The sequence below is a fragment of the Sneathiella sp. genome (genome assembly GCF_036844445.1).
GTDB lineage: Bacteria > Pseudomonadota > Alphaproteobacteria > Sneathiellales > Sneathiellaceae > Sneathiella.
On the sequence record NZ_DAIUFV010000004.1, the window covers coordinates 308,794 to 333,765 of the forward strand.

Annotated in this window: 24 protein-coding genes; 9 read left to right on the plus strand and 15 right to left on the minus strand. The window is 58.9% G+C overall.

What is annotated here, in order from left to right:
* Both V7Z56_RS10450 and V7Z56_RS10455 read right to left on the minus strand, forming a co-directional pair.
* Positions 1–1,227 (minus strand): Gfo/Idh/MocA family oxidoreductase, encoded by a 1,227-nt coding sequence (locus tag V7Z56_RS10450; RefSeq protein WP_334129370.1) that lies wholly within the window; start codon positions 1,225–1,227, stop codon positions 1–3.
* On the minus strand, positions 1,217–2,167 hold the full coding sequence (locus V7Z56_RS10455) for a PDR/VanB family oxidoreductase (protein ID WP_334129371.1): 951 nt from the start codon (positions 2,165–2,167) through the stop codon (positions 1,217–1,219). Before V7Z56_RS10455 ends, V7Z56_RS10450 begins: the two co-directional genes overlap by 11 nt.
* Before the next feature lie 135 nt (positions 2,168–2,302).
* Here V7Z56_RS10455 and V7Z56_RS10460 point away from each other — a divergent pair, with 135 nt between their 5' ends.
* Positions 2,303–3,607 carry a Rieske 2Fe-2S domain-containing protein gene (locus V7Z56_RS10460; protein ID WP_334129372.1) on the plus strand — a complete coding sequence of 435 codons (1,305 nt, stop codon included), beginning with the start codon at positions 2,303–2,305 and terminating at the stop codon, positions 3,605–3,607.
* Positions 3,608–3,630: 23 nt separating this feature from the next.
* On the opposite strand, the gene V7Z56_RS10465 is transcribed toward V7Z56_RS10460, so the two are convergent.
* The 13 genes from V7Z56_RS10465 to V7Z56_RS10525 all read right to left on the minus strand — a co-directional run bounded on the left by V7Z56_RS10465 (position 3,631) and on the right by V7Z56_RS10525 (position 17,311).
* Positions 3,631–4,194, minus strand: a complete 564-nt coding sequence (locus V7Z56_RS10465; protein WP_334129373.1) for a MarR family winged helix-turn-helix transcriptional regulator — start codon at positions 4,192–4,194, stop codon at positions 3,631–3,633.
* 162 nt (positions 4,195–4,356) lie between these two features.
* Complete coding sequence (locus V7Z56_RS10470) at positions 4,357–5,697, minus strand: TRAP transporter large permease (RefSeq protein WP_334129375.1); 1,341 nt, start codon at positions 5,695–5,697, stop codon at positions 4,357–4,359.
* Between the two features lie 3 nt (positions 5,698–5,700).
* Positions 5,701–6,258 carry a TRAP transporter small permease gene (locus V7Z56_RS10475; RefSeq protein ID WP_334129376.1) on the minus strand — a complete coding sequence of 186 codons (558 nt, stop codon included), beginning with the start codon at positions 6,256–6,258 and terminating at the stop codon, positions 5,701–5,703.
* Entirely contained in the window at positions 6,243–7,316 is a 1,074-nt protein-coding gene (locus tag V7Z56_RS10480) for a C4-dicarboxylate TRAP transporter substrate-binding protein (protein ID WP_334129377.1), read from the minus strand. The genes V7Z56_RS10475 and V7Z56_RS10480 overlap by 16 nt, the downstream gene beginning before the upstream one ends.
* A gap of 177 nt (positions 7,317–7,493) precedes the next feature.
* Positions 7,494–8,660 (minus strand): acyl-CoA dehydrogenase family protein, encoded by a 1,167-nt coding sequence (locus V7Z56_RS10485; RefSeq protein WP_443023793.1) that lies wholly within the window; start codon positions 8,658–8,660, stop codon positions 7,494–7,496.
* 39 nt (positions 8,661–8,699) lie between these two features.
* Positions 8,700–9,956, minus strand: coding sequence for a CaiB/BaiF CoA transferase family protein (locus V7Z56_RS10490; protein WP_334129379.1), 1,257 nt, complete (start codon positions 9,954–9,956; stop codon positions 8,700–8,702).
* Between the two features lies 1 nt (position 9,957).
* Entirely contained in the window at positions 9,958–10,731 is a 774-nt protein-coding gene (locus V7Z56_RS10495; protein WP_334129380.1) for an enoyl-CoA hydratase/isomerase family protein, read from the minus strand.
* Positions 10,732–10,969: 238 nt separating this feature from the next.
* Positions 10,970–11,755, minus strand: a complete 786-nt coding sequence (locus V7Z56_RS10500; RefSeq protein WP_334129381.1) for an SDR family NAD(P)-dependent oxidoreductase — start codon at positions 11,753–11,755, stop codon at positions 10,970–10,972.
* 11 nt (positions 11,756–11,766) lie between these two features.
* A complete protein-coding gene (locus V7Z56_RS10505) occupies positions 11,767–13,047 on the minus strand; it encodes an alpha/beta hydrolase (RefSeq protein WP_334129382.1) in 1,281 nt (426 codons plus the stop codon).
* A 30-nt stretch (positions 13,048–13,077) separates the two neighbouring features.
* The gene (locus V7Z56_RS10510) at positions 13,078–14,424 is read right to left on the minus strand and encodes a TRAP transporter large permease (RefSeq protein ID WP_334129383.1); all 1,347 of its coding nucleotides are present in this window, start codon (positions 14,422–14,424) and stop codon (positions 13,078–13,080) included.
* 8 nt (positions 14,425–14,432) lie between these two features.
* Positions 14,433–14,996, minus strand: coding sequence for a TRAP transporter small permease (locus V7Z56_RS10515; protein ID WP_334129384.1), 564 nt, complete (start codon positions 14,994–14,996; stop codon positions 14,433–14,435).
* Positions 14,981–16,051, minus strand: coding sequence for a C4-dicarboxylate TRAP transporter substrate-binding protein (locus V7Z56_RS10520; RefSeq protein ID WP_334129385.1), 1,071 nt, complete (start codon positions 16,049–16,051; stop codon positions 14,981–14,983). The genes V7Z56_RS10515 and V7Z56_RS10520 overlap by 16 nt, the downstream gene beginning before the upstream one ends.
* A gap of 639 nt (positions 16,052–16,690) precedes the next feature.
* Positions 16,691–17,311: a TetR/AcrR family transcriptional regulator gene (locus V7Z56_RS10525; protein WP_334129386.1), complete on the minus strand. Its 621-nt coding sequence runs from the start codon at positions 17,309–17,311 to the stop codon at positions 16,691–16,693.
* Positions 17,312–17,586: 275 nt separating this feature from the next.
* Here V7Z56_RS10525 and V7Z56_RS10530 point away from each other — a divergent pair, with 275 nt between their 5' ends.
* The 8 genes from V7Z56_RS10530 to V7Z56_RS10565 all read left to right on the plus strand — a co-directional run bounded on the left by V7Z56_RS10530 (position 17,587) and on the right by V7Z56_RS10565 (position 24,945).
* Positions 17,587–18,612: a TRAP transporter substrate-binding protein gene (locus V7Z56_RS10530; protein ID WP_334129387.1), complete on the plus strand. Its 1,026-nt coding sequence runs from the start codon at positions 17,587–17,589 to the stop codon at positions 18,610–18,612.
* A 91-nt stretch (positions 18,613–18,703) separates the two neighbouring features.
* Complete coding sequence (locus V7Z56_RS10535) at positions 18,704–19,225, plus strand: TRAP transporter small permease (RefSeq protein WP_334129388.1); 522 nt, start codon at positions 18,704–18,706, stop codon at positions 19,223–19,225.
* Positions 19,226–19,237: 12 nt separating this feature from the next.
* On the plus strand, positions 19,238–20,518 hold the full coding sequence (locus V7Z56_RS10540; RefSeq protein ID WP_334129389.1) for a TRAP transporter large permease: 1,281 nt from the start codon (positions 19,238–19,240) through the stop codon (positions 20,516–20,518).
* A gap of 13 nt (positions 20,519–20,531) precedes the next feature.
* Positions 20,532–20,927: a hypothetical protein gene (locus tag V7Z56_RS10545; protein ID WP_334129390.1), complete on the plus strand. Its 396-nt coding sequence runs from the start codon at positions 20,532–20,534 to the stop codon at positions 20,925–20,927.
* 113 nt (positions 20,928–21,040) lie between these two features.
* Entirely contained in the window at positions 21,041–21,898 is an 858-nt protein-coding gene (locus V7Z56_RS10550) for an ABC transporter permease (RefSeq protein ID WP_334129391.1), read from the plus strand.
* A complete protein-coding gene (locus V7Z56_RS10555; RefSeq protein ID WP_334129392.1) occupies positions 21,899–22,972 on the plus strand; it encodes an ABC transporter ATP-binding protein in 1,074 nt (357 codons plus the stop codon). It begins immediately after the preceding gene.
* 46 nt (positions 22,973–23,018) lie between these two features.
* The gene (locus tag V7Z56_RS10560; protein WP_334129393.1) at positions 23,019–24,062 is read left to right on the plus strand and encodes an extracellular solute-binding protein; all 1,044 of its coding nucleotides are present in this window, start codon (positions 23,019–23,021) and stop codon (positions 24,060–24,062) included.
* 16 nt (positions 24,063–24,078) lie between these two features.
* The gene (locus V7Z56_RS10565) at positions 24,079–24,945 is read left to right on the plus strand and encodes an ABC transporter permease (RefSeq protein ID WP_334129394.1); all 867 of its coding nucleotides are present in this window, start codon (positions 24,079–24,081) and stop codon (positions 24,943–24,945) included.
* Positions 24,946–24,972 lie beyond the last annotated feature (27 nt).

Genomic DNA, 24,972 nt, shown 5'->3' on the forward strand with positions numbered 1-24,972 from the left:
TCATTCTCCGCTATGATGATCGGCAGGATAGCCCGGAACGGCGACCTGCTCGTTAAGTTTTTCCCAGCAGCCGCTCGCCGCCGACGTCAGCATGGCCTGGCAGACTTCCAGCGTCGCATGCCCCCAGCGAGCGTCCTGAACGGGGGGATGGTTTTCCCGCGCCGCACGCCAGATCGCCTCCATGACAAGGCGGCGGCCGGCAGCGGCCGGCAGGATGGGCTGCGTCGTGACTGCGCTCTCGCCGTAAATTCTGAGCTCGTTCGGCAGAATACGGATATCCGCATGATCAAAACTGAGCATCAGATCGCCGAAATGCTCGTTCCCCTCCACGGCGGGAAGCTCGGCCCCCACCCCGAAGACGCGCGAATTTTTAAGCGCCGCCTCTTCTTCCGCGCTCGCAAGGTTTTTAAGCCGCCGCCGCGCCGCGCCATAATCGGCAGGATTTTTCCGCACCCCAAGCTCGCCGATCCATCCCGCCGCCTCGTCGCCGTCATAATGCGCATAGCCGGAATAGGTGAGATTGGCGATCACGCCGCTCTCGAATGTGAGAAGCGCCGTGTAGGCGCCTTCCGTCGGGCGCGCACGATCCCAGTTTCCGGTGAGCGCGGCAACGCGCGTCGTCCGCCCCCCCGCGAGCAGGCGGACAAGATCGACGTGATGCGCGGCCTGACTGAAAATAACGCCGCCGCCCGCCTCTGTGCGCAGCTCTTCGGCGCGGCGCGGGCGATACATGAAATCGGTATAATAGCTTCCCCGGATCAGGCGGAGGCGGCCATAATCTCCGGACTTCACGATATCGAGGGCGGCGTTGATTTGCGGATCGAAACTATGGCTCGGCCCGACAATGACGTGGCGATCATAACGCTCTGCCGCAGCGATTATAGCGCGGCTCTCCTCAAGGGTTACCGCGACCGGCTTTTCGACCAGCACATGCCGGCCGGCGGCAAGGGCGGCAATCGCTTGGTCGCGGTGATACTGATGCGGGCTTGCGACATAAACTATCTCAATGGCCGGATCATACAGCATATCGGCGAGGGTTACATGCGCGGGCGCATCAAAGCGCGCGGTGAATTCCGCCCGCGCCTCCGCGCGCGGATCGGTGGCACCTGCAAGCCTTATCCGCGGGTCGGCAAGAATGGACGGCAACGTCAGCATGAAGGCGCGGCCAAGGCCGATAACACCGAGGCCGAGCGGCGATGCCGTATGTTCCACCGCCTCAGATATCAATCGTGATCTCCTCACCCGCCGCGCGCGATACGCAAATCATGATAAACCTGCCTCTCTCGCCCTCGCTGAGCACAAGGTCGCGGTGATCCGCCTCCCCGTCCAGCAGCACCGTCTTGCAGGCGCCGCAGACCCCGCTTTCGCAGGAAGAGCGATGATCATATCCGGCTTTGCGCAGGGTTTCGAGGATTGTCTGATCCTCCGGTATCCGCAAGCGCCTGTTCGATTTCTTCAAAACCACCGTAAATTCGCGATCATCGGCGCGCCGCACCTCGACAGGACGGAAGTCTTCAAAATGGATCTGTGCCGCCGGCCAGTGGCCGGACATATCGCGAACATCCTCCATCATCACCTTCGGGCCGCAACAATAGACATGCGCCGCACCCGGCGTTTCCAGATGCGGCCAGAGGTCGTAGATCCGCTCAGGATCGCCGCCATCATGATGCAAGGTGACGTTCGATGCGAACGGGGCGGCCTCCAGCTCCTTCGCGAAAACCGTCTCCTCGCGGGAGCGGGTGCAGTAGATGAGCCTGAAATTCTTCTGCCCGTCCGCCCACAGCTTGTGGCACATGGAAAGGATCGGCGTAATGCCGATCCCGCCGGCGATAAAGAGATATTCATCCGCCGGAACCAGCTCGAAATTATTCTCGGGCGGCAGTATTTCAAGCACCCCGCCAACGGAGGTTTCTTCGACCATGCTGCGCGAGGCGCCCCGCCCGTCGCGATCCGCGCGCACAGCAATGCGGTAGCTGCCCCGCTCATAGGGGCTGCCTGCGAGCGAATACTGCCGCATACTCCCCTCAGGCGTCTTCACGCCAATATGCGCCCCGGCGGTAAAGGGCGGCAATGCACCCCCGCCAACGGGCGTCAGTTCCAGAATTCCATAATCAGTTGCGACAGTTTTCTTGTCCGTAATGACGACTTTTATAAATTCACTTTCCATCACATATCCGGGGTACGCAGTGCTCTTTGGAAAATTATATTAGATATCTAATTTTATTTTTGCAAGGGCTAGACAAGGGGGCATAATCGATTCTACATTATTTTCTTAGATGTCTAAATTATTTTGGAGATTTTCATGCTGACGAAGGAAGAGAATGATCTCTTGTGCCGCGTGGAAGGGGATGCGCCCATGGGGCAACTGATGCGCCGCCACTGGATCCCGGCGCTGATGTCAGAAGAGCTGGAGGCGGACGGCAAGCCCGTGCGCGTCAAACTGCTCGGTGAGGAACTCGTTGCGTTTCGCAATTCCGATGGCAAGGTCGGCCTGCTCGATGAATTCTGCCCCCATCGCGGCACCTCCCTCGTCTATGCCCGCAATGAGCAATGCGGCCTTCGCTGTCTCTATCACGGCTGGAAATTCGATATCGAGGGCAATGTCGTCGAGATGCCGTCCGAGCCTGTCGGGTCGCCCATGAAAGAGAAGACGAAAATCAAATCCTACCCAACAGAGGAAGCCGGCGGCTTCGTCTGGGCCTATATGGGACCGGCGGCGGAAAAGCCCGCGTTTCAGCGCCCGCCCTTCTCCCCCGATGAGGAGACGCAGGTCTCAATCACCAAGATGCGCGTGCCCTGCAACTGGGCGCAGGTTCAGGAAGGCCAGATCGATTCCGCCCATTCATCAAGCCTGCATTCCTCCGATATGGTGCCAGCGCGCGTCGAAAGCGCAGGCGCCACCGCGACGAACTGGACACGCCCCTCGACCGACAAGGCGCCGCGGATGATTTCGCAGGCGACACCTTACGGATTCCGCTACGTGGCGCTCCGCCGCCCGATCAAGAATGCGCAGACGCATGACTATGCCCGCATCACCGTCTATGTCGCGCCGTTCATCTCCCTCATTCCGCCGAATTCCTCCTATAACGTGGCAAGCGTCGTCGTGCCCGCGGATGATACCTCAACCTGGTTCTACTTCATTGCCTGGGGCGGGGCGAGCACCGTTGGCACCGAGGAATGGCGCGCGTTCAACCATCTCGTCAAAGGCACCGATGTTGACGAGAGCTACAATCCCGTCCGCACGATGGCCAATGATTTCCGCCAGGACCGGGAGGCCATGAAGGACGGCAATTTCACCGGCATCAAGGGGATCCCCAATCAGGATCTCGCGATGTGGGTTAGCATGGGGAAACTGGTCGACCGCACCCGCGATACCCTTGGCGCAAGCGATATCGCCGTTGTCGAGTTCCGCCGTCTGATGCTGGATGCGGTCAAGCAGTTCCGCGACGGCAAGGCCCCGGCGCTCGGCACTAGCGAACCCCGCGTGCCGCAGGTAGAGATATCCTCCTTTCAGGGGATCGTTCCGAAGGGAACCGACTGGCTCACCCTCGGCACGCAGGCGCTTGAGCAGGAAATTCTCAGCAAGATGGCTAAAGCGGCCTCCTGACCCTCCTGCGGGAGGAGCCGGCGTCAGCCGTTTCCGGCGCCAAGGCTTCTTGTCGAGGGGATCTTTTTCCCCTCGGCAAGGGCTTGCGCTTCATCGAGCGCCAGATGCCGGATCATTTTCAGAAGCGCGCCGCGCACAATCTTCTGCGTCTCCTCGTCAATCCCCTCAAGGGCGATCTGGTTGACCTCCTGCGCGAGCGGAACCAGCTTTTGCTCAAGCTCCCTCCCCGCCTTGGTGAGAAAAATATACTGCTTCTTGAGATTGCCCTCGCGGCGGCGGCGCGTGACATAGCCGAGCTCGACCATTTTTGTCACCGCCGTATGCGTCGTCGGCTCGGTCAGTCCGACCTGGATGGCGAGGTCGCGCTGCGTCACCCCGTCCCGGTGCCACATGGCGCGGAGGAAAATCCAGTGGCCGAAAGACACGCCGTGATCGGCAAGCCGCGTCTGCAGGGACCGATTGAACCCGCGCGCCAGATCCCGTACCAGATGCGCGATCCGGTCATCCGGATTGATGTGCTCCCAATGCGCCAGTATTGCCCGGGTTGTCGCGTCCGGATCAACCCTGTTCTTGTCCGATGTAGCCATGACTGCCTTTTGCCAGCTGTGATTAAATGGCGTGCATAAGTGCGTTGCCTGTCAATGGTATGCCGCACTGCAAAATCAGTTTACCCATTTCTGCCAAAGAGTAAAACCGTCGCCTTGCAATTTTCACTTGCAATCGACGGCTTCACCCGTTTTGAAGTCCGCTCACATACTGTTCGGCAACAGCAGCGAGATCGCCGGAATCAACAGCAGCAACATAAGTATGATTATTTCCGCGACTAGGAACCGCATGATGCCGGAGAAAATTGCGCTCAACTCCACATCTCGTCCGACAACGGCCTTGATGACGAAGGCGTTGAGACCAACCGGCGGGGTAATCAGGCCGATTTCCAGCAGCTTCACGACAATCACGCCGAACCAGATAAGATCCATGCCCATATTCTCGATCAAGGGGACCGAAAACGGCAGCGTGAGCAGGAGGATCCCGATCGGATCAAGAAACATCCCGAGGACGAGAAACATCAGGCATATGATCGCGACAACCAGCCAGTCGGAGACCTTAGCCGCTTCAATATGATGAATGATCCAGGGGGAGACTTCTGTCAGTGAGATGAAGGAGACGAATATTTTCGCCCCGAACACGATCATGAAAATCATGGCGGTCTGATAGGCGGTCTCCTTCAGCGACTCGAAAAACGTCGCCCAGGTGAGACGGCGCAGCATGAAACCCATCACCACCGCAAGCCCGGCGCTGACCGCCGCCGCTTCCGTTGTCGTGAAGAACCCCCCGTAAATCCCGACCACGATCAGCAGGAACAGGACAACCGCAGGCCACGCCTGCAATGCCGCCCGGCGCCGCGCCCCGGGAACGCGCTCCTCCTCATATGTCGGCGCTTCGGCCGGGTTGATCTTCACCCACAGCATCACCACGATGATATAGCCGACGATGGACACGAAGCCCGGCAGGACGCCGGCGAGAAACAGCTTGCTGATCGATGTTTCCGTGAAAATGCCATAGAGGATGAACGGGACGCTGGGCGGGATCAGCGACCCGAGCGTACCGCCAACCGCAACCGACGAGGTCGCAAGCCGGGGACCATACCCTGCGCGCAGCATTTCCGGCGTGCAGATCCGCCCCATCGCCGCCGCGCAGGCAACGCTCGAGCCGGTAATGGCCGAGAAGCCGCCACATCCCATGATTGAGGCGATGGCGAGCCCGCCCGGCAGTTTCGCAAGCCACACCCGCGCCGCGTTGTAAATATCGGTCGTGATGCGGGCGTGAAAGGCGACCTGGCTCAGCAGGATAAACAGCGGCACCATTGTCAACTCGAAGGAATGGACAAAGGCATAGCTGTTCGCCGTGACGATGGCCGCTGCGCTTCGCCATCCGGCGGCGGCGTTGAATTCTCCGCCTGTCGGCCAGGCGTAGAACAGGAATGTACAGCCGACAGCAACCGCGCCCAGAGAATAGGCGATGGGAACCCGCAGCACCAGTAACAGGATAACCAGCAGAAAGCCGGCGATTCCGAGCATAAACGGATCCATCAACTATTCCTTCACTTCCGGTTCGTGGTAGTCATAAAGGCTGAGAATATCGCCGATCAGGAGCAGGATCATCCGCACCAGCATGAGCACGAAGCCGATGAAAAACATCAGCCGGCCCGGCCATTCCGGCAGGTAAAGATCGCCGTCGAAATAGCTGCCATAGTCAATCGCCGTAATCAGGTCGATTGCCGTCGCCCAGGTCAGCGGCACGACCATGGCAAGGCCGATCAGCGTCGCGAAGACATCGAGATAGATGCGTCCCCGCCCCGTCACCCAGTTAGTGAAAAGCTCCACCGCGATATGGCCCCGGTCTGCCGTGACAAATGCCCATGGCAGCGCCACGAGCGTCACCATCAGCTCGCCCGCAAAGATCAGCTCATCGGGGATGATGGAGCCAACGAAGTAGCGGGCGGTGACCGAAACGATGATCATCAAGCCGAGGACCGCGATCGCCGCGCAGGAGACGATCAGCCCCGCCTTCTCGAGCCAGACGAGGATCGCCGGATCAATACGACGCAGATCCGGCAGTTCCTCTTTGGGAAGGCCTATTTCCTGTTCCACGGGTAGCCCTGCTCGTCGCGAATTTTCTCATATTTTGCGATCAGCGCCGTGTAGCTGTCATAGATATCCTGCGCCGGCAGACCTTCGGCGGTCATCCGCTCGATCCAGCCCGGAACCTTGTCGTAGCCAAGCTCTTCGAGCTTCTTTTTATCCGCCGGATCCATGGTGGCAACCTCGACCGGGTTATCGCCGCTGGTCATCCGCTCCAGCGCTTTTTCATTCGCCTCGGTCATCATCTGGGCATAGCGATCGATGAAATCGGAGGTAATGGCGCGAATGATTTCCTGGTTTTCCTTGGAAATTTCGTTGAAAGCATCCTTGTTCATCACGATGCCGTAGGAGAGATGCTGTCCCCAGTCGAGCTTGGTCAGCTTCTTGGCGACTTCATTCTGCTTGAACACCTCGATGGCGTAGAGGTAGTTCTGGTTGCACTGCACGACGCCGGAATCAAGCGCCGTGTAGACTTTACCCTGGCTCATCCGGACGACATCCGCGCCGAGGTCTTTCAGCACGTCACCGTAAGAGCCCGCGGCGCGGATTTTCACGCCCTTCAGATCATCGAGCGTTTTGATGAAGCGGTCCTTGCAGAGGATCTGGATCGCGCTGGTCGAGAGGTTGGTGAGATAGACGAGGTTGAGATCATCGAACATCTTCTGCAGCGCCGGATGGGTCAGGGACAGCTCGTAGATCGCCCGCATACCGACCCAGATATCGGCGTTCGAAATCGGCACATCGCCGACGCCATAGGCCGCAAGCTCCTTCGGCGTATAGGCGGAGATGATTGCCGCGATATCCGCCGCCCGGTTGCCGACGCCCTTGAGGCCGGAGCGGGAATCGAGAAGCGCGCCGCCCCAGTGAATATCGGCCGTTACCTCGCCATTCGTGCGCTTGCCGATCTCATCGGCCATCCATTGCAGATTTTCCGCTTGCACACCCCGGTTCGGCTGACCTTCCGACCAGCGGAGCTTGGTTTGCGCAAAAGCCGTCGTTGACATCGCAACCGCTGCCGTAAATCCCAGCGCCGCGACGGCCCGTGTCCAGTTTCGTGTCAGTCTCATATGGTTGATCTCCCGCGTTAGATTTTTATCGTCTGGAGGAAAAAATCCGGCCCGGTTATCCCGTGATCGATCTCGGATTTTGCCCGTTTCTTGTCGTTTTTTCTCGTTATGCGACAAATTTATTAGATATCTAATCATTGTCAAGAAAGCAGTTGGGGCCCCTCTCTCACGCCGGTCTCAGTATGATTTCGGCAGCCCGAGAACATGCTCCCCGACATAGTTCAAAATCATCTCCCGACTGACCGGCGCGAGCCGGGCGAGGAAGATTTCCCGGAAGTAGCGCTCGACATGAAACTCCTTCGCATAGCCCATCCCGCCGTGGGTCATAACGGCCCGCTCGACGGCGGTGAAGCCAGCCTCGGCGGCAAGATATTTCGCCGCATTCGCTTCCGCCCCGCAGGGCTTGCCGGCGTCATAGAGCCTTGCCGCCTGAAAGCACATGAGATTGGCCGCCTCGAGCTGCATCCACGCATCGGCGAGCGGATGCTGGATCCCCTGGTTCATGCCGATGGGGCGGCCGAAGACAACGCGTTCCTTGGCATATTCCACGGCCCGGCGGAGCCCTGCCCGCCCGTAGCCGACCGTCTCCGCGCCGATCAGGATGCGCTCCGCATTGATGCCGTGAAGGATATATTTAAACCCCTTCCCCTCCTCACCGATCAGGTCGTCTTTGGAGACCGGCAGGCCGTCGATAAAGACCGCGTTGGAATCGACGGCCTTGCGGCCCATTTTCTCGATGCGCTGGACATCGACATATTTGCGGTCGAGATCGGTATAGAAAAGCGACATGCCGCCCGTCGGCTTGCTGCATTGATCGCGCGGCGTCGTGCGGACCAGCAGCAGGATCTTGTTGGCCCGCTGCGCCGTCGAGGTCCACATCTTGCGGCCGTTGATGATATATTTGCTGCCGTCCCATTCGGCTTTCGTCTCGATCGCCGAAGTATCGAGCCCGGCGTTGGGCTCGGTTACGCCAAAGCAGCAGCGATCCTCACCGCGGATAAGCGGTGGCAGCATGCGCTGTTTCTGCTCCTCCGTGCCATAGGCGACGATCGGGCTTGGCCCAAAGATATTGATATGCACCCCGCCGCCACCCGTGTAGCCCGCGCCCGATTCCGTGATTGCCTGCATCATGATGCAGGCTTCGGTGACGCCAAGCCCCGAGCCGCCATATTGTTCGGGCATGGCGATCCCGAGCCAGCCATCCGCTGCGATATCCTGCACAAACTCTTCCGGGAAGCGGCCATCGGTATCGCGTTCCAGCCAGTAGTTGGCGCTGTATTTCTGGCATTTCCGCTCGATTGCCTCGCGGATCGCCATCTGTTCGTCTGTCCACCCGAGATCGATCATCCTTCCCTCCACATTGCCTTCTGCGATCCGCCGCCCTCAGGCATCCACAGCGCGAATATCGACAATTTTTTCTTCCGCCAGCCTTCTGATCTCGCCGGCGCTGAGGCCAGCCTCCTCCAGCACTTCAAGGCTGTGCTCGCCAAGCTCCGGCGCGCGGGTCGCGGGTCGTTTGGCGATGCCGTCGATCCAGAGCGGGCTGTTGACCGTCCGCTCCGCCTTGCCCTCGAGCCCGTAAAGCGGCGTCAGCGCATCGCTCGCTGCCGCCTGCGGATCGCCCGGGATATCGCGAAGCCGGTAAACCGCACCGAACGGGATGCTCACCGCATCGAGCCGTTCCTGCCAATAGGCCATATCGCGCGACGCGAAGATCTCATCGAGGATCCCGATCAGAGCCGGCGCATTGGCATGGCGCGCCGCCATCGTGGCGAAGCGCGGGTCGGCCGCCAGATCCTCGCGCGCGATGACGCCAAGAAAATCAGGCCAGCGCTTCTCCTCCGGCAGCAGCACGAGATGGAACCAGCGGCCGTCTGATGTGCGATAGAGATTGTGAAGCGCATTATCCGCCTTCTCCCGCGCGGGGCGATAGTCATATTCCGCGCCGGCCAGCATGGCCTGTATCTGCAGCGAGTTGCACCAGAGGCCGTTTGCCATGAGATTGGATTTCACCGACGCCCCCTCCCCGGTCACGGCGCGGCGATAGAGGGCCGCCATTATCGATCCGAAAATGGTGAGGGCGGAGATATGATCCCCCATCCCGAGCGCGACGCGGGAAGGCGGCGCATCGGGCGCCGGGCGGATGGTATCCATAAGCCCCGTGCGGGCCCAGAGCGCGGTATGATCGAAACCGGAGCGCTCGGCCTCCGGCCCCTCCTCTCCGTAAGCGGTGAAAGACGCATAGATCAGCCGCGGATTGACGGCTTTCAGATCGTCATAGGTGAGGCCGAGCTTCTCGCGGCTTTTGAGCGGCGTGTTGATGATCAGCACGTCCGCCGCAGCGACAAGTTTCAGAAATACCTCGCGTCCGGCCGGCACCGAAAAATCAAGTGCGAGGCTGCGTTTGCTGCGGTTGTCCATCTGCCAGCTATAGGCGATCTTGCACTTCGGATTGCCCGCCGAGAGATGCACACGGCGATAGGCATCACCCATTCCCGGCGGCTCGATCTTGATGACATCGGCGCCGAAATCGGCAAGGATCGCGGCCGCCGCCGGCCCCGCGATATAGCTCGAGGCATCCAGCACGCGAAGTTCGGAAAGAAGCGAGGCCGAAGCCGCTCCGGGAGCGGTCACGGTCATCTCAGCGGCCTTTCCAGACCGGCGGGCGTTTTTCGGCAAAGGCGCGCGGGCCTTCCTTGCCATCCTCGCTCTGCCAGTCGACCTGGATACGCTTCTCATGCATATGGTCATAAAGCGGCCGCCAGGCGTAACGCAGATCGAAGGCGCGCTGGAACGCCTCCTTCTGTGTCTGCACCGCAAGCGGGGCCTGTTTGGCAATGATGCGGGCGACTTCAAGGGTGCGCGCGACCAGCTGCTCGGCAGGGACAATTTCGGTCACGATGCCAAGCTCATAGGCGCGCTTGGCATCCATCCGCTCAGCCGTGCCCATATAGGCCATGCGGCGGATCGGCCCCTGCGGCGCGCGAAGCGCCATCCCCAGCATTTCGCGAAGCGGCACCCAGCCGACGCTGACATGCGGCTCAAGGAAGGTCGCCGTCTCGGAGGCGATGGCGAAATCCGCCTGCCACATAAAATGCCAGCCGCCGCCAGCGACAACGCCGTTGACCGCGCAGATTACCGGCTTGAAGAAATTTTCCGGAACATCCCCCCACGCGTCAAAACCGGTATCGCCCTTCTCGGAGGCGAGCTTCATATCCGCACCGGTGCAGAAGTGGCGGATGCCTGCGCCGGTCAGGACGACAACTCGCACCGCATCATTCTTCGCAAGCTCCGGCCAGAGCGCAATCAGCGCATGCGCCATCGCCGCATCGCTCGCGTTTCCGGCCTCCGGCCGGTTCAGGGTAACGAGCGCGACCCCCTCCTCAATGTCACAAAGAACCGGTTGAGATCCCATTACATACACTCCCTTCAACACGCTTATGCGCAGTTTATTATTTAATGGAATGATTAATTAGATATGCGGCGGCGTCAAGTTAGACATCTAAGCTTTATGCCCGAACACTGAAGAATGAATGACTGTCGACAGAATTTTTATAGCGACCCGAAACCCGTCGCTGCGGCACAAAAAAAGCCGCGCTCGGAATACACTCCCGAACGCGACCTATAAAGTCGGTTCACTCCTCGGCGACGATTCAACGGGCGGCGTAGCCGCCATCGAGCGCAAGTTCCGTTCCGGTCATGAATGACGATTCATCGCTTGCCAGGAACAGCGCCCCGTTGGCAATTTCGATTGGATCGGCGCGCCGGCCGAGCAGATTGCGGCGCTTGACGAGTTCGCTGAATTTCTCCTGCGAGATATTGCGCGTCGCGAGCGAGTTGTCGAACATTGGCGTGACGGTGCCGCCGGGGTGGAGCGAATTGCAGCGGATCGGGTAGCCGAACTCCGCCACCTCGACGGCCACGGCCTTGGAGAAAAGCCGCACGCCGCCTTTCGACATGGTGTAAATGCCGGAGCGGGCCGTGCCGACGAAGCCGGCAGTCGAGGAGACATTGATGATCGAGGCGAGTGGCAGGTTTTCATCGCGATGCTTCATATGACGGATCGCATATTTACAGCCGAGAAAGACGCCTTTCAGGTTGACATCACAAACCTTGTTGTAGATCTCGACCGTCGTATCTTCAATCGGTGTCTGATCGCCGACGCCGGCGCAATTCATCAGCACGTCAATGCGTTTGAATGCTTTCTCCGCCGCCTCGAAGACGCGCTGCCAGTCCTCCTCGCGCGTCACATCCATGGGGGCGGCAAGCGCCGATCCCCCCTTTCCCGTGATCTCGCGAACCGTCTTGTCGCAGGCCGCCTCGTTGAGGTCGCAGACGACCACATTGGCCCCCTCCTCCGCGAACAGGAGGGCAGTGGCTTGGCCGATACCGCTGCCGGCACCGGTGATGATGGCGGTTTTATCGTTGAGGCGTCCCATTTTTTCTCCCATCAGAGCGGAAAGCGCGCGCGCGTCCACGCCACCAGCCGATCAAGCATGCGGTTCAGCGTCTCGTTCCCGTTATCTCCCTCGTCGGGCTCGAAATAGTGAAGCGCCTCGGGAATATCCCAATATTCCTTATCCGTTGATTTGATGGTGTTGAAATTGACCTTGGAGTGGGTCGCGGGAAAAACCTCCAGATCTTTGCCGGCATGAATGACAACGGCCGGGATGGTGATGGAGGGGCCGGTGAGCTCGATACACGCGTTCGATGACAGTCCCGACCAGGTCGAGAGCCAGCCATGCGGCGTCATTACCCGGGCGAAGCCAAAACGCTGGAAGTTCATCAGGTCAGGCCGCGGGCTCATAATCGAGCCATAGCCACGCGGCGACGGGTCCAGCGTCTTGTCGGCATAGTGAAGGTTGGCCATGGTCCGGTAGATCACCATCACGGGCTCGAAATATTCCTGCCGCAGCACACGCCGCTGCACTTCCGCCGGCAGATCCTCGAAATATTCGCTGCCGTGAATGCGCGCCGCGTCCGCCGCTTCCTTGATCCACTCATGGGCGATGCTGTCGAGGCGCTGCACGCGCGCAATCTGCGCATCGCGGAATTTTTTGACGAACTCAGGCGAATATTCGACCCACTGCGGCGCCGGCTTAAATCCGTTCGCCGGGTCATACATATCGAACTCGGGGTTCACTTTCAGCGGATCATGCTCATCCGAGACGGACGGATCGATCACCTCGTTGATGATCTTCCCCTCGCCCGTGTGCGCGGCCATATAGATGATCGCATCACCCGGGATAAGGTCCGCCTTTTCAAGCCCTGTCGGGCGTCCGCCCGGGGTGAATTTGATCCGGTCTTCCGGCTTGGCGACCGCCTGCGCCTGATAGAAGGAGAAGAGTGCGCCGCCGCCCGAATTGCCAAGCAGAATGATTTTCTCCGCGCCGTTCTCTTTCAGCCATTTCATATAGGCCGCGATGTCGAGAACCAGCTTCTCATGCAGACAGTCAGAATCGTTATTGATGCTCCGCATATTGGCGCCCATGCAGCCATAGCCCGCCTTCAGAAAACCGGGGAACGCATGATGCTCGGAGAAGTCCCCCCGCGGATGCGCGGCGATGACGACGACTTTCGGCTTCGGATTATTGTCCGGTCGCCAGAAGGTGCCGCGCACGCGGGTCTTGTCCTCCGCATCGACCTGCACGGCGATGCCGGTGACGCCTTCGACGGGGTCACGGAAGCGGATCTGCGTTCCGTGCCAGTAGGTTTTTGCAAGTAGTCTCATAGCCCTATGGTCCTCCACATATTATTATTTTCATCCAAGAAATGTATCGGGCAGAAGGAGTGACAGGATCGGGAAGCCAAGCAGCAGTCCTAGGACGATGACTTCCGCAATCAGGAACCGGCTGATACCGGCGAAAATCGTGTGAACGGGAATGTCGCGATCGATCACCGACTTTACGACGAACGCGTTCAGCCCCACCGGCGGCGTAATCAGGCCGATTTCAAGCAGCTTGACGACGATGACACCGAACCAGATCAGGTTGTAGCCCATCTCATCGACCAGTGGCACAGTAATCGGCAGGGTGAGCAGCAGGATACCGATCGGATCAAGGAACATGCCAAGGATAAGAAAGGCGATCGTGATCAGGCCGATGATCATCCAGTTGGAAAGATTGGCGCCCTGCAGCTCCGCAATTAGCCACGGAGCAACGCCGGTCAGCGAGATGAAAGAGACAAAAATCTTGGCGCCGAACGCGATCAGGAAGATCATCGCCGTCTGATAGGCTGTCTCGCGGAGGGAGTGAATGAAGCTGGCGTAGGTAAGGCGCTTCAGCGCGACGCCGATGATGGTTGCCACCACGACGCTGATGGCCGCCGCCTCGGTCGTGGTGATAAAACCGCCAAAGATGCCGATACAGATGATGCCGAACAGCAGTATAGCCGGCCAGGTATTGAACGCGGCGCGGCGGCGGTCTCCGGGCTTGAGCGCCAGCCTGACAACCGGCGCCTCGGCCGGATTTGCCTTCACCCACACGACCACGACGATAATGAAGGCGAGAAGCGAAATCAGCCCCGGCAGGATGCCCGCCATAAAGAGCTTGCTGATCGATTGCTCGGTGAAGATGCCATAGAGGATAAAGGGAACGCTCGGCGGAATGAGGGAGCCGAGCGTGCCGCCGACGGCGACCGATGACGTCGCGAGCCGGCGGCCATAACCTGCCTGCAGCATCTCCGGCGTGCAGATCCGCCCCATCGCCGCCGCGCAGGCGACGCTCGATCCCGTGATGGCCGAAAAGCCGCCACAGCCCATGATTGAGGCAATGGCGAGCCCGCCCGGAATGCGCGCCAGAAAGAGCCGCATTGCATAATAGATATCGGTCGTGATCCGCGAATGGAACGCGAGATGACTGAGCCCGATGAAGAGTGGAAGCATGATAAGCTCAAACGAATGGACAAAGTCATAGGTGTTCGAGGTCAGAACCGGCGCCGCTGCCTTCCAGCCGCGGACGATGTCAAATTCGCCGCCGACCGGCCAGGAATAAAAGGTGAGCGTGCAGACAACGGCAACCGAACCCAGTGCAAAAGCGATGGGAACCCGCGCCATCAGCAGTATCAGGATGGTCACAAAGCCACCCACTCCAAGCGTAAGGGGATCCATGTGAACTACTATTCGTTATATGTTTTGCTGTTGGTGGAGTCGTATTTGAAAAGCTGCCAGCTATCGTCCTTCACAAGGACCGCGAAGCGCACCAGCATCAGCGCATAGCCAAGGAAAAACATCAGGCGGCCCGGCCATTGCGGCAGGTAGAGTTCGCCGTCGAAATAGCTGCCGAAGTCGATCGATATCATCAGCGCCCGGCCAACGGCGAGCGTCAGCGGGACCAGCATGACAAGTGCGGCGATGGTGGAAAGGATACTGAGGAAGATATTCCCCCGTCCTGTCACCCGCGTCGTAAAGACTTCAACCGCGATATGACCACGATCCGCCGTAACAATGGCCCAGGGCAGCGCGACCAGCGCGACCATCAGCTCGCCGGCAATCACAATATCATCTGGAACGGACGTCCCGAAGAATAGCCGCCCGGCGATGGAGGCCGTCACCATAAGCGCGAGAATGACAATCGCGAGCGCAGAGACATCAAGCCCGAATTTCTCGATTGAGGACAGGAAGCGCGGACCGGGCAAATTCGCCCGGTCCAGTCCTGCTTTCTGCTCTACTTCGGTGCCCATGGATAGCCCTTCGTGTCCCGGATCTCCGTATATTTCGCGACGAGCTGCATGTAGGTATCGAAGATATCCTGCCCCGGGAGCCCGGCTTCATCCGCGCGTTTGACCCACTCGCCGAAATAGGTCATGCCTTGCGCTTCTAGCTTGGCCTGCTCCTCCGGCTTCATCTTGCCGACCTCGACGGCGTTGGGGCCTTCGGTGATCGCCTTGTAGCTCTTGTCATAGGCCTCGATGGACGCCTTGGCATGGATATCAATGAATTCCGAGGAGATATCGCGGAGGCTCGTCTGCTGCTCCGGCGTCAGCTTGTTGAAGCTATCCTTGTTCATGACCACGCCGAAGGAGAGATTCTGCCCCCAGTCGAGCATTGTCAGTTTCTTCGCGACTTCATTCTGTTTCAGCGCGTCGATTGCCGTCAGATAATTCATGTTGCAGTCAACGACACCCGAATCGAGCGCGCTGTAGACTTTCGGCTGCTCCATGCGCACGACGTTGGCGCCAAAATCGTTGAAGGTCTGCCCGTAGGGACCGACAGCGCGAATTTTGAGCCCCTTCAGATCCTCCGTCGTTTCAACGATTTTGTTCTTGCAAAGGAGCTGTACCGCGCCCGTCGTCACGTTGGTCAGATAGACAAGATTGAGATCATCCCACATTTTCTGCAATGCCGGATGGGTGGTCGCCAAATCATAGATTGCGCGCATCCCGACCCAGATATCGGAGTTGGCAAGCGGCAGATCGCCGATGCTGTAGCCCGTCAGCTCCTTCGGGTTATAGGCCGCAACAACGGTGCCGATGTCCGCTGATCCGCTGCCGACGCCGACCGTCGTCGCAGTCCATTTCAGCAGGGCGCCGGCCCAGTGAAACTCCACTTTGATCTCGCCGTTTGTCTGTTTGGTGAGCTCGTCCGCAAACCACATATAGGTATCAGCCCGCGCCCCGCGGTTGGGGTTCCCATCCACCCAGCTTAAAGTCGTCTCCGCCGAGGCGGACGGTCCAAACGCCATCGCCGACAGCAGGCCGCCGCCGAGAAGTGCCATAGTTTTAAGGTGACGTTTCATCTTCACTCCCCTGTCAAATTTATTTTTATCACCCGGCCTCGGCGCCGCCCGGAGGCCGATTTCCCTGTGCGCATGCCCGCATTTTTCCCGCCGCGGTTCCTGCGCTCCATCATTTTTGTTATACTGACAGCCCTGCCCGGCTTTTATCGGCCATCCGCCGCCAATACTTAGATGACTAAGTTTAGCAAGTTTGGCCAGCGGCTGCAAAAATGTCAATTTCAATTGTCATAACAATCCTAACCAAAATGCCGCGCGCTTTATATGCAAAAAATCAATAGTTCGATGCATCGCGCCAGAGACCGTTGAGGATTAGATTGCAGCTTATTTTCAACGCGTTATGATGATTTTATAAACGCATACCCGAAATGTATTGATGAGGCAGGCGCCCGCATATCCGACTATCGAAATACGGTCAGGCGATTTGATTTTGCTATAACGGGGCGATTCTGCATGCCCCGGAAAGTGGTAAATTAACCACCGGGCATGGGCCGGGTGAGATGCCAGGGATCGGCGCGGACATGGTGCAACTACACATGCGGATCAGCCCGCTTTCGCTGGGTTGCAACAAATGCGAGGATTGCGGCGGTTGGCGGGGGGATGCGATCTCCCGTCCCCCCTTTCGCGGGCCGACGCGGGCGCTCAGGCGGGTTTTGATTGCTGCTTGGCGAGGCGATCGGTCAGCATTTCGATCCACATGTTGATGACGTCGCCCTGATGCCCGTTCGATTCTTCGAGACTGCCCTGCATCGACAGGCCGCGGAACAGGCAGACGGTCATCTGCATGATGATGTCGCGGTCGCGCTCGGCGCCGGTGCCTTCAAAAATCTGCCGCCACAGGGTCTGCCTCAGTTCCGTCAGTTCATTCAGCGACTCGACGAGCCCCTGATGCAACTGCTCATCCCCGCGCGCCGCCAGCATCAGCTCGAGTGCGGCAACATACTGCGGATGGCTGAAAATTTCCTTCCACAGAAAGCGCACGTAATTCTCTAGATTGATCTCGTCTCCGAGGTCGCTGATCACTGCAGCACGCTTTGCTTCCCAATCGCTTAGGAGATATTTGAAAGACGCGATGACAAGATCATATTTGGTCGGGAAATGATGCGTCTGCGCGCCCCGCGACACCCCGGCCCGCTCCGCAATCATGGTTGTTGTTGTTTTTTCATATCCGACATCGGTGATCACTTCCAGAGTGGCCCGGCAGAGCCGGTCCCTCATCTCCTGCGTGCGTTCCGCCTGGGATCGATGTGCTGTGCGCTTCATTCAAATACTCGTAATGTTTCTCAATAATTATAGTAATTAATTTCCGGCAAAATTACGGCTGCTTTCATCAGCGGCTTCTCATACCCCATTGCATCATTAGTGTCACCGTTAGAAAAAGAATAGTTCCTGTTGACAAACAAACAAGCATGTTTGTATTTTAAGTTGACGAAATCCTCTTTTATGGCGGGCATCATAGGAATGGGATTTCAATGCGTCAAACAAGAATACAAATTGCTGTATTCTACCGGGTGACTTCTAACAGGGAGATTGTGCACATGGGAAAGATGAAAGTGATGGCGGCTGCCGCTCTCGCTATAGGGACGGTTATCTGCACGCCGATGCTGACCGCAAGTATCGGAGTTGCCGAAGAAATCAAATGGCTGAGCGGCGGGCTTGGCACCACCGCGTCGGATGAAGGTAAGGCCGCCGCGAAATTTGTCGAGCTTGTCACTGAGCGCTCGAACGGGCGAATCACCCTCAACCACCTACACGGCGGACAGCTCGGCAACGGGCAGGAAGAGATGGAAGCGGTCTCGACGGGAACGCAGCAGGTCTTCATTTCCGCCGGCTCCCAGGCCTCCCGCCTCGTCAAGGCCTTCGGCGTGATCGACGCGGCGTTCCTGTTCAAGGATTTCGGCCATATGGAACGCTTCATGAAATCCGATATGGGCCAGGAGCTGAACCAGATGCTGATCGACCAGTTCGGCGTCCGGGTGATCGCCTCGAACTGGTTTTCGTTGCCCCGTCAGCTCATGCACACCAGCAAGTTCATCGAGTCCGTTGATGATGTAAAGGGCGTCCGCGTCCGCACGGCGAGCGTTCCGATGTATGTCCAGAATTACGAGAATATGGGCGCGATCGGCGTCAAGATCGACTATGGCGAACAATATCTCGCGCTCAGCCAGGGCGTCGTCGAGATGACGGAAAGCGCCGCCAACCGCATCCTGCCGACCAAGCTCTATGAAGTCGCCCCCTATATCACGGAGGCCGACATGATGTTTCCGCAGGTAAGCGTGTTCGTGAACGAAAGGGCATGGCAGGCGCTCTCGCCCGAAGATCAGAAGCTGATCACGGAAGCGGCGGAAGAAGCGGGCCGCTACCAGACGAAGATCGCGGCCGAAGGCTTCGCCAAACAGCGCGAGGAAATCATTGCTCTTGGCGGCAAATTCTACCGGATGGACGACGCCGTCCGCGAGCAGTTCGCCGACAATACGCGCAAGAACATCACTGTCATGGTGGAGAAGGGGCTCATTCCCGACGGCTGGTTTGAAAAAATCATGGCCCTCAGGGACGTCAACTGATCCAACGCGCCGGATACCCGGCAGTCCCCTGCCCCTTGTTGCTGTATGCAGGGGCTGCCGCGTCTCCCCCCTTCAGTTCGGGATACTCACAATGCGCCACCTCTTTGATATTCTCTGCCTCGGGCTCGAAAAAGCCGCCAAGATTTTTTGCATTTCCTTGATATTCATCATCGTCATTGCGATGACCGCCCAGATCCTGTTCCGTTATGTGCTGGATTATCCGCTGTCTTACACGGACGAAGTCTGTCTCGTCGCGATGAGCTGGCTGACATTCGTTGGCGCCGGATGGATTTACCGGACGCGGGCGCATATTACCGTCGATCTGCTCGGCGAGACGGCAAGCGATAGTCTTTTCGTGCGGCTCGCGGATGTTGCCGCGCAGCTTTGCGTGATCGCCGTTATTCTCGTTCTCGCCTCCCAGGCGCTTGAGCTTACGCCGCAGGCGATGCGGCTCGAAATGGGCACGCTCGAGCTGTCACGCTTCTTCATGCACTACCTGCCGCTCCTTATCGGTTGCGGACTGATCATCATTTTTGCGATCGATCATGCACTCAAAACCCTGACGACGGGCGTTAGCAAAGAGATGCATGTGGTCACGCCGATTTCGGAATAGGGAGCCGCTGCGATGTTATTTGCAATTATTCTGGCGGTATTTCTGCTGCTCATCCTCATCCGGGTTCCCATCGCCTTTGCGATGCTGATCGCCGCCGTCATTTACCTCGTGGTAATGGATATTCCGCTGATCCTGCTGGCCCAGAAAGTGGCGGGCGGCGTCGATTCCTTCGCGCTCCTTGCCGTGCCGCTCTTCCTTCTCGCCGGCTATCTCATGAACACCATGGGGATTACGGAGCGGATTTTCGCCTTCGCGGGCGCCCTCGTCCGCCATATTCCGGGCGGCCTCGGGCATGTCAATGTGCTGGCTTCGGTGATTTTTGCGGGTATGTCCGGGTCCATCATCGCCGATGCCGGCGGTCTTGGCGCCGTGGAGATCAAGGCGATGCGCGAGGCCGGCTATCGTGACCGCTTCAGCGCTGCCATTACTGCCGCTTCCGCCCTGATCGGTCCCATCATTCCGCCCTCCATCATCATGGTCATCTATGCCTTTGTTACCGAAGTATCGCTCGGCCGTATGTTTATGGCGGGCGTGATCCCGGGGCTGATGATGGCGGGGTCAATGATGTTGCTAATCTATTTCCTCGCCAGATCCGGGCGGGAGACCTGCCCCGTGCATCCGCGGGCCGATTTTCGCGAGGTTCTGGCGAGCTTCTACGGCGCCATCCTGCCCGTTCTCGCCCCGATCATTCTGATCGGCGGCATCATGAGCGGTGTGTTCACGCCGACGGAGGCGGGCGTTGTCGCGGTGCTGTATGTTCTGGTGATCGGCCTGTTTCTGCTAAAGTTCAACTGGCGCCATATCCTGGAGGCGACAGCGGAGGCCGCATCGGTGACCGCGGCAACGCTGTTCATCATTGCCGCCGCAGTCATTTTCACGTGGATTGTCTCCACCGCAAATATCCCGCAGATGTTCGCGGCCTTCGTCGGCGAATGGGTGACGACGCAGTTTGGCGTCTTCATGGTGATTATCGTGAGCGTCCTGCTGCTTGGCACCGTGATGGAAGGGCTACCGATTCTTATCGTCTTCGGCCCACTGTTCCTCACCATCGCGACAAATGTCGGAATCGACCCGATCCATCTCGGGATCGTCTTCATCATGAGCATCATGATCGGCGGCATCACCCCTCCGGTCGGCATCTGTCTCTATGTCGTGATGGCGATCTCGAAAGTGCCGCTGACCGACTTCATGCGCGCGATCTGGCCCTTCTATTTCGCCATTCTCGCGGTGATCATCCTGATTGTTTTCTTCCCGCAGCTCTGTCTCTGGCTGCCGGATGTGACCTTCGGCTAGACGACATAATCCGATGATTGAGATTATCTACTGCCAGCTTGCCTATGCAGCGGCTGGCGCCCTTTTCAATCTGGCAAGCTGGTGGCGCCTGAAGCGGGGATTGAAGCCCTTCACCGCCACCAGCCCTGCCAAAGGGATGGTCTCCATGCTGGTGGTCGCGCTTGTCACCCTTTCCTTTCCGTTCGCGGCCGGATGGATCTACCGCGCCGGATGGATCTATCTGATTTTGCGGATTGCGCCGGGTGGCATCCATCGGCATTTGAAGTCGCTTTTCGTCGACAAGGACCTGACGCATTACGCCTCCTTCGGGATCGGGCTCGCGGCCGCAAGTATCAACATTGTCGGCGTGACGCTCGGGATCACGGGGCTGATCCTCAGCCTGTTTCTGATCGGCGCGCCGCTCAACTGATTTCGTCCGGCTTTTAACGAGTTTTTCACGGAAAGATACGGGCGCCTTTGTCAATTCCACTTGACAGATACCGCCCGCCCCACATATAACAAACAAACATATCTGTTTGTTATATGACTGACAGACAAGACAGGGAATTGCTGCCGGCAACGACCGGCAGACGGGAGGTTCAGACATTGTTCAGGCTGTTCGCATACATCTTTATCGCCTCAGTCATGGCGTTTCTGGTGCTGCCGGTCATATTCATTGTCTGGGTCGCCTTCTTCGACAGCTCCTTTCTGACCTTCCCGCCGCCCGGCTACACCCTGAAATGGTTCGCCGCGGCGGCTGAGACACCGGTATTTCTGAACGGGTTCATCACCAGCATAATCGTCGCCGCCATTTCATCGACGATCGCCGTCGTCTGCGGAGTGATGGCCGCCATCGTCCTGGTGCGACACCAGTTTCCGGGCCGCGATCTGCTGAATGGATTGCTGCTCTCGCCGCTCATCATCCCCAATATTGTTCTCGGCGTGGCGCTTTATATCTTCTTTATTGCGATCACGGACGCCTTTGCGTTTGATCCCATTTCCAGCAACGTCGGGCTGATCCTCGCCCACTCCATGCTGGTGATGCCGTGGGCGGTGCGGCTGATTGCCGCCAATCTGATCGGGATGGATCGCTCGGTTGAGGAAGCCGCCCGCAATCTCGGGGCGAGCAGCCGGACGGCGTTTTTCCGCGTCACCCTGCCCCTGATGCGCGGCGGTATTGTCGCGGCGGGCCTGTTCAGCTTCATCATCTCGTTCGAAAATCTGGAACTGTCGCTGCTGATCGTGAGCCCGGGCCGCACCACCCTGCCCATCGCCCAGATGCAGTATCTGGAATTCAACATGGACCCCACCATCGCCGCCGTCAGCACAATCCAGATCATCGTGATCGCTGTTCTTCTGCTGATCACCGACCGGTTCTTCAAATTAAGCAGGATTGTTTAGATGGCCTCGCTTCAAATCGAAAATGTGACGAAAACCTTCGGTTCGGTCAAAGCGATCGACAATCTGTCGCTGCGCATCGACGGGCCGGAGCTGATCGCCCTTCTCGGGCCGAGCGGTTGCGGCAAAACCACGCTGCTGCGCATGATCGCGGGATTTATCGAGGCGAGCGCGGGCACGATCCGCATCGGGGATCGCGATGTCACGCGCGTTCCCCCCAACCAGCGCAACACCGGTATGATCTTCCAGAGCTACGCCCTCTTCCCGCATATGACAGTCGGCGAGAATGTCGGCTTCGGACTGGAGATGCGGAAAATCCCGAAAGACGAGCGCCGGCGCCTGATCCGCGAGACCCTCGCCCTCGTCCATCTCGACGGCTATGAGGACCGCTACCCGAAGGAGATGTCGGGCGGGCAGCGCCAGCGTGTCGCCATCGCCCGCGCCCTGGTCATCCGGCCCGACATTTTCCTGCTTGATGAACCGCTCTCCAATCTCGATGCGGTCCTGCGGCAAAGCGTCGGCAACGAGATCCGCGCCCTGCAGCAACGGCTCGGCCTGACCTCGGTGTTCGTGACGCACGACCAGAAGGAAGCGCTGATGCTGGCCGACCGGCTGGTAGTTATGAAAGCCGGGCGGATCATGCAGGCGGGCAGCGGCAGCGAGGTTTATAACCGCCCCAATTCGCGCTTTGTCGCCAGTTTTCTCGGCAAATCGAACTTTTTCACCGGTCACTGCAACGGCGGCGGCAGCTTCAACACCAGAAGCCATCTCAAGCTTCGCTGTCCGCAGCCGGTCAACGGCGCCGCCAACTGCACGCTGCTCAGCGTCCGCCCCGAGAGCATCCGTCTCGGCCCCGAGGCGACCAGCTTCGATAACAGCTTTGAGGGGAAGGTGGAACGGATCACCTATCTCGGCTCGCTCACCGAAGTCGAACTCCGGCTGACCGATGAGGACCTGATTACGGTGCAACTGCAGAACCGGCCCGGCCAGACATTCCAGGCGGAAACAGGCGCCCATGTGGTCGCCGGCTGGTCCTCGGCAAGCGCCCATCTCATCGCCGATCAGGACGGCGCATGAGTTCCACAAACGACTGAAAAGCAGGACTTTTAGAGGAGGAGAGAAAATGACCAAATTCAACATTGGAAGACGCACATTTGTAAAAGGCGCGGCGGCGCTGACCGCCGGTGCCACTCTCGCGCCGACGCTGCCGGCGTGGGCGGCGAAGGAAATTGTCATGGCGACCTGGGGCGGCGATTATTCCCGCCTGCTCGGCGAGATCGTGCAGCCGCTCTCGATGAGCGCGGACGGGGTCTCGGTCGTGTTCGATACCGGTAACACCAGCGCCCGCAAGACGAAGGTCATTGCCCAGGCCGGCCGGCCCGTCAATTCACTGGATGTCGTAAGCTTTGGCGAGTCCGATATGCACCAACTTCATGAGAAGGACTGTCTCGCCTCGCTAAGCGCCGCCGACGTTCCCCTGCTCGACACCATCTTCCCGCAGTTCGAGACCGGCTATTCCATCCCGCATATCTATAGCGGGCTGGTCATCGTCTACAACAAGGAAACCGTCGCGCCGCCGACCTCCTACAAGGATCTCTGGAAGTCGGAATATGACGGTAAGATTGGCCTTGCCGACATTCTCTTCAATCAGGCGATCATCGCCTCCGCCCTCGCCCATGGCGGCAGCAATGAGAATTTCGAGCCCGGCTACGCGCCGCTGCTGGAGCTGAAAAAAACGGGCGTGAAAATCCTTCCCTCGAACGAGGCGGTGGCCAACGCCTTCAAGAGCGGCGAGATCGACGTGTCGCTGATGTGGCGCGCCCGTGCCTACCAGTGGCAGCAAATGGGCCTGCCGCTTGCCTTCGCGGTGCCCTCGGAAGGCGCGCTGCCGGTCGTCTTTGAAGCAGCTATGACCAAGAACGCAGCCAATCCGGAGGCCGCAAAGGCATTCCTGAACGCGATGCTCGATCCCAAGGCGCAGGCCGGGTTCGCGGCGAAGATGGGCTATGTCCCGACGGTCAAGGGCGCGGAACTGCCCGCGGACCTCGCGGCGACGATCAGCTTCAGCGAGGCCGAGCGCGCGAATTTCTACAAGACCAACTACGGTTACTGGGCGGAGCAGAGCGCGAACATGCTCTCCTGGTGGAACCAGACCTTCAAGGCCTGAGGCAGAAAGCAACCGGATGTCCAACTCAAACGGCCTGACTGTCACCGCCTCCACGATGCTGATGCCGGCAACGCTCATCATCGTGATCGCGCTCGTCATTCCAACATTGATCCTGCTGCGATACAGCTTCAATGCCTTCGATCCGCTCGAGCTGATGGTGGAGACCTTTACTTGGGAGAATTACGCCCGCTTCTTCGGCGAGCCGTATTTCCAGAAGGTCCTGCTTACCACGCTCACGGTATCGCTGGAATGCACCATTGTCTCGCTGCTGCTTGGATATCCGGTCGCCTATTTTCTTGCGACGACGAAATCGCGTTTCAAAAGCCTGTTCGTCATCCTGGTCATTTTCCCGCTGCTGGTCGGGAATGTGGTCAGGGCGGCGGGCTGGATGACCCTGTTCGGCGCCAAGGGCTTCATTAATGTCATGCTGATGCGGATCGGGCTGATCGATGAGCCGATCGAGATGATGTACACCACCTTTTCGGTCTTTGTCGGCATCCTCTGCGTCATCCTGCCGTTTATGATCCTGACCCTTCAGGGCGTCCTCGAAAGTATCGACTATTCGCTGACGGAGGCCGCGGAAAATCTCGGCGCGAGCCGTCTCACCGCTTTCCGGCGGGTCATCCTGCCGCTCTCCGTGCCGGGTATTGCAACCGGTTGCATCATGGTCTTCATCCTTTGCATGAACGCCTATTCAACGCCCGTCCTGCTGGGCGGGCCGAGTTTTGCGATGATGGCTCCGGCGCTTTACCAGCAGGTGGCGGCGATGTCCAACTGGCCCTTCGGCGCGGCGCTCGCCTTCGTGCTGACGCTCGCGACGATCATTGCAACGCTTGTCTCCAGCCTCTATTTCCGGCGCCGCCTCAAAGCGCTCGCCCTCTGATCGCATCCCAACCATCAACAGTGAAAA

Excerpts from the sequence above, each read along its gene's own strand:
- V7Z56_RS10550 (WP_334129391.1), top strand. The coding sequence starts at position 21,041 with ATGACTGACAGACAAGACAGGGAATTGCTGCCGGCAACGACCGGCAGA.
- V7Z56_RS10455 (WP_334129371.1), bottom strand. The coding sequence starts at position 2,167 with ATGGAAAGTGAATTTATAAAAGTCGTCATTACGGACAAGAAAACTGTC.
- V7Z56_RS10500 (WP_334129381.1), bottom strand. The coding sequence starts at position 11,755 with ATGGGACGCCTCAACGATAAAACCGCCATCATCACCGGTGCCGGCAGC.
- V7Z56_RS10505 (WP_334129382.1), bottom strand. The coding sequence starts at position 13,047 with ATGAGACTACTTGCAAAAACCTACTGGCACGGAACGCAGATCCGCTTC.
- V7Z56_RS10560 (WP_334129393.1), top strand. The coding sequence starts at position 23,019 with ATGACCAAATTCAACATTGGAAGACGCACATTTGTAAAAGGCGCGGCG.
- V7Z56_RS10520 (WP_334129385.1), bottom strand. The coding sequence starts at position 16,051 with ATGAAACGTCACCTTAAAACTATGGCACTTCTCGGCGGCGGCCTGCTG.
- V7Z56_RS10510 (WP_334129383.1), bottom strand. The coding sequence starts at position 14,424 with ATGGATCCCCTTACGCTTGGAGTGGGTGGCTTTGTGACCATCCTGATA.
- V7Z56_RS10460 (WP_334129372.1), top strand. The coding sequence starts at position 2,303 with ATGCTGACGAAGGAAGAGAATGATCTCTTGTGCCGCGTGGAAGGGGAT.
- V7Z56_RS10490 (WP_334129379.1), bottom strand. The coding sequence starts at position 9,956 with ATGACCGTGACCGCTCCCGGAGCGGCTTCGGCCTCGCTTCTTTCCGAA.
- V7Z56_RS10465 (WP_334129373.1), bottom strand. The coding sequence starts at position 4,194 with ATGGCTACATCGGACAAGAACAGGGTTGATCCGGACGCGACAACCCGG.
- V7Z56_RS10525 (WP_334129386.1), bottom strand. The coding sequence starts at position 17,311 with ATGAAGCGCACAGCACATCGATCCCAGGCGGAACGCACGCAGGAGATG.
- V7Z56_RS10545 (WP_334129390.1), top strand. The coding sequence starts at position 20,532 with ATGATTGAGATTATCTACTGCCAGCTTGCCTATGCAGCGGCTGGCGCC.
- V7Z56_RS10480 (WP_334129377.1), bottom strand. The coding sequence starts at position 7,316 with ATGAGACTGACACGAAACTGGACACGGGCCGTCGCGGCGCTGGGATTT.
- V7Z56_RS10470 (WP_334129375.1), bottom strand. The coding sequence starts at position 5,697 with ATGGATCCGTTTATGCTCGGAATCGCCGGCTTTCTGCTGGTTATCCTG.
- V7Z56_RS10530 (WP_334129387.1), top strand. The coding sequence starts at position 17,587 with ATGGGAAAGATGAAAGTGATGGCGGCTGCCGCTCTCGCTATAGGGACG.
- V7Z56_RS10495 (WP_334129380.1), bottom strand. The coding sequence starts at position 10,731 with ATGGGATCTCAACCGGTTCTTTGTGACATTGAGGAGGGGGTCGCGCTC.
- V7Z56_RS10555 (WP_334129392.1), top strand. The coding sequence starts at position 21,899 with ATGGCCTCGCTTCAAATCGAAAATGTGACGAAAACCTTCGGTTCGGTC.
- V7Z56_RS10565 (WP_334129394.1), top strand. The coding sequence starts at position 24,079 with ATGTCCAACTCAAACGGCCTGACTGTCACCGCCTCCACGATGCTGATG.
- V7Z56_RS10535 (WP_334129388.1), top strand. The coding sequence starts at position 18,704 with ATGCGCCACCTCTTTGATATTCTCTGCCTCGGGCTCGAAAAAGCCGCC.
- V7Z56_RS10540 (WP_334129389.1), top strand. The coding sequence starts at position 19,238 with ATGTTATTTGCAATTATTCTGGCGGTATTTCTGCTGCTCATCCTCATC.
- V7Z56_RS10515 (WP_334129384.1), bottom strand. The coding sequence starts at position 14,996 with ATGGGCACCGAAGTAGAGCAGAAAGCAGGACTGGACCGGGCGAATTTG.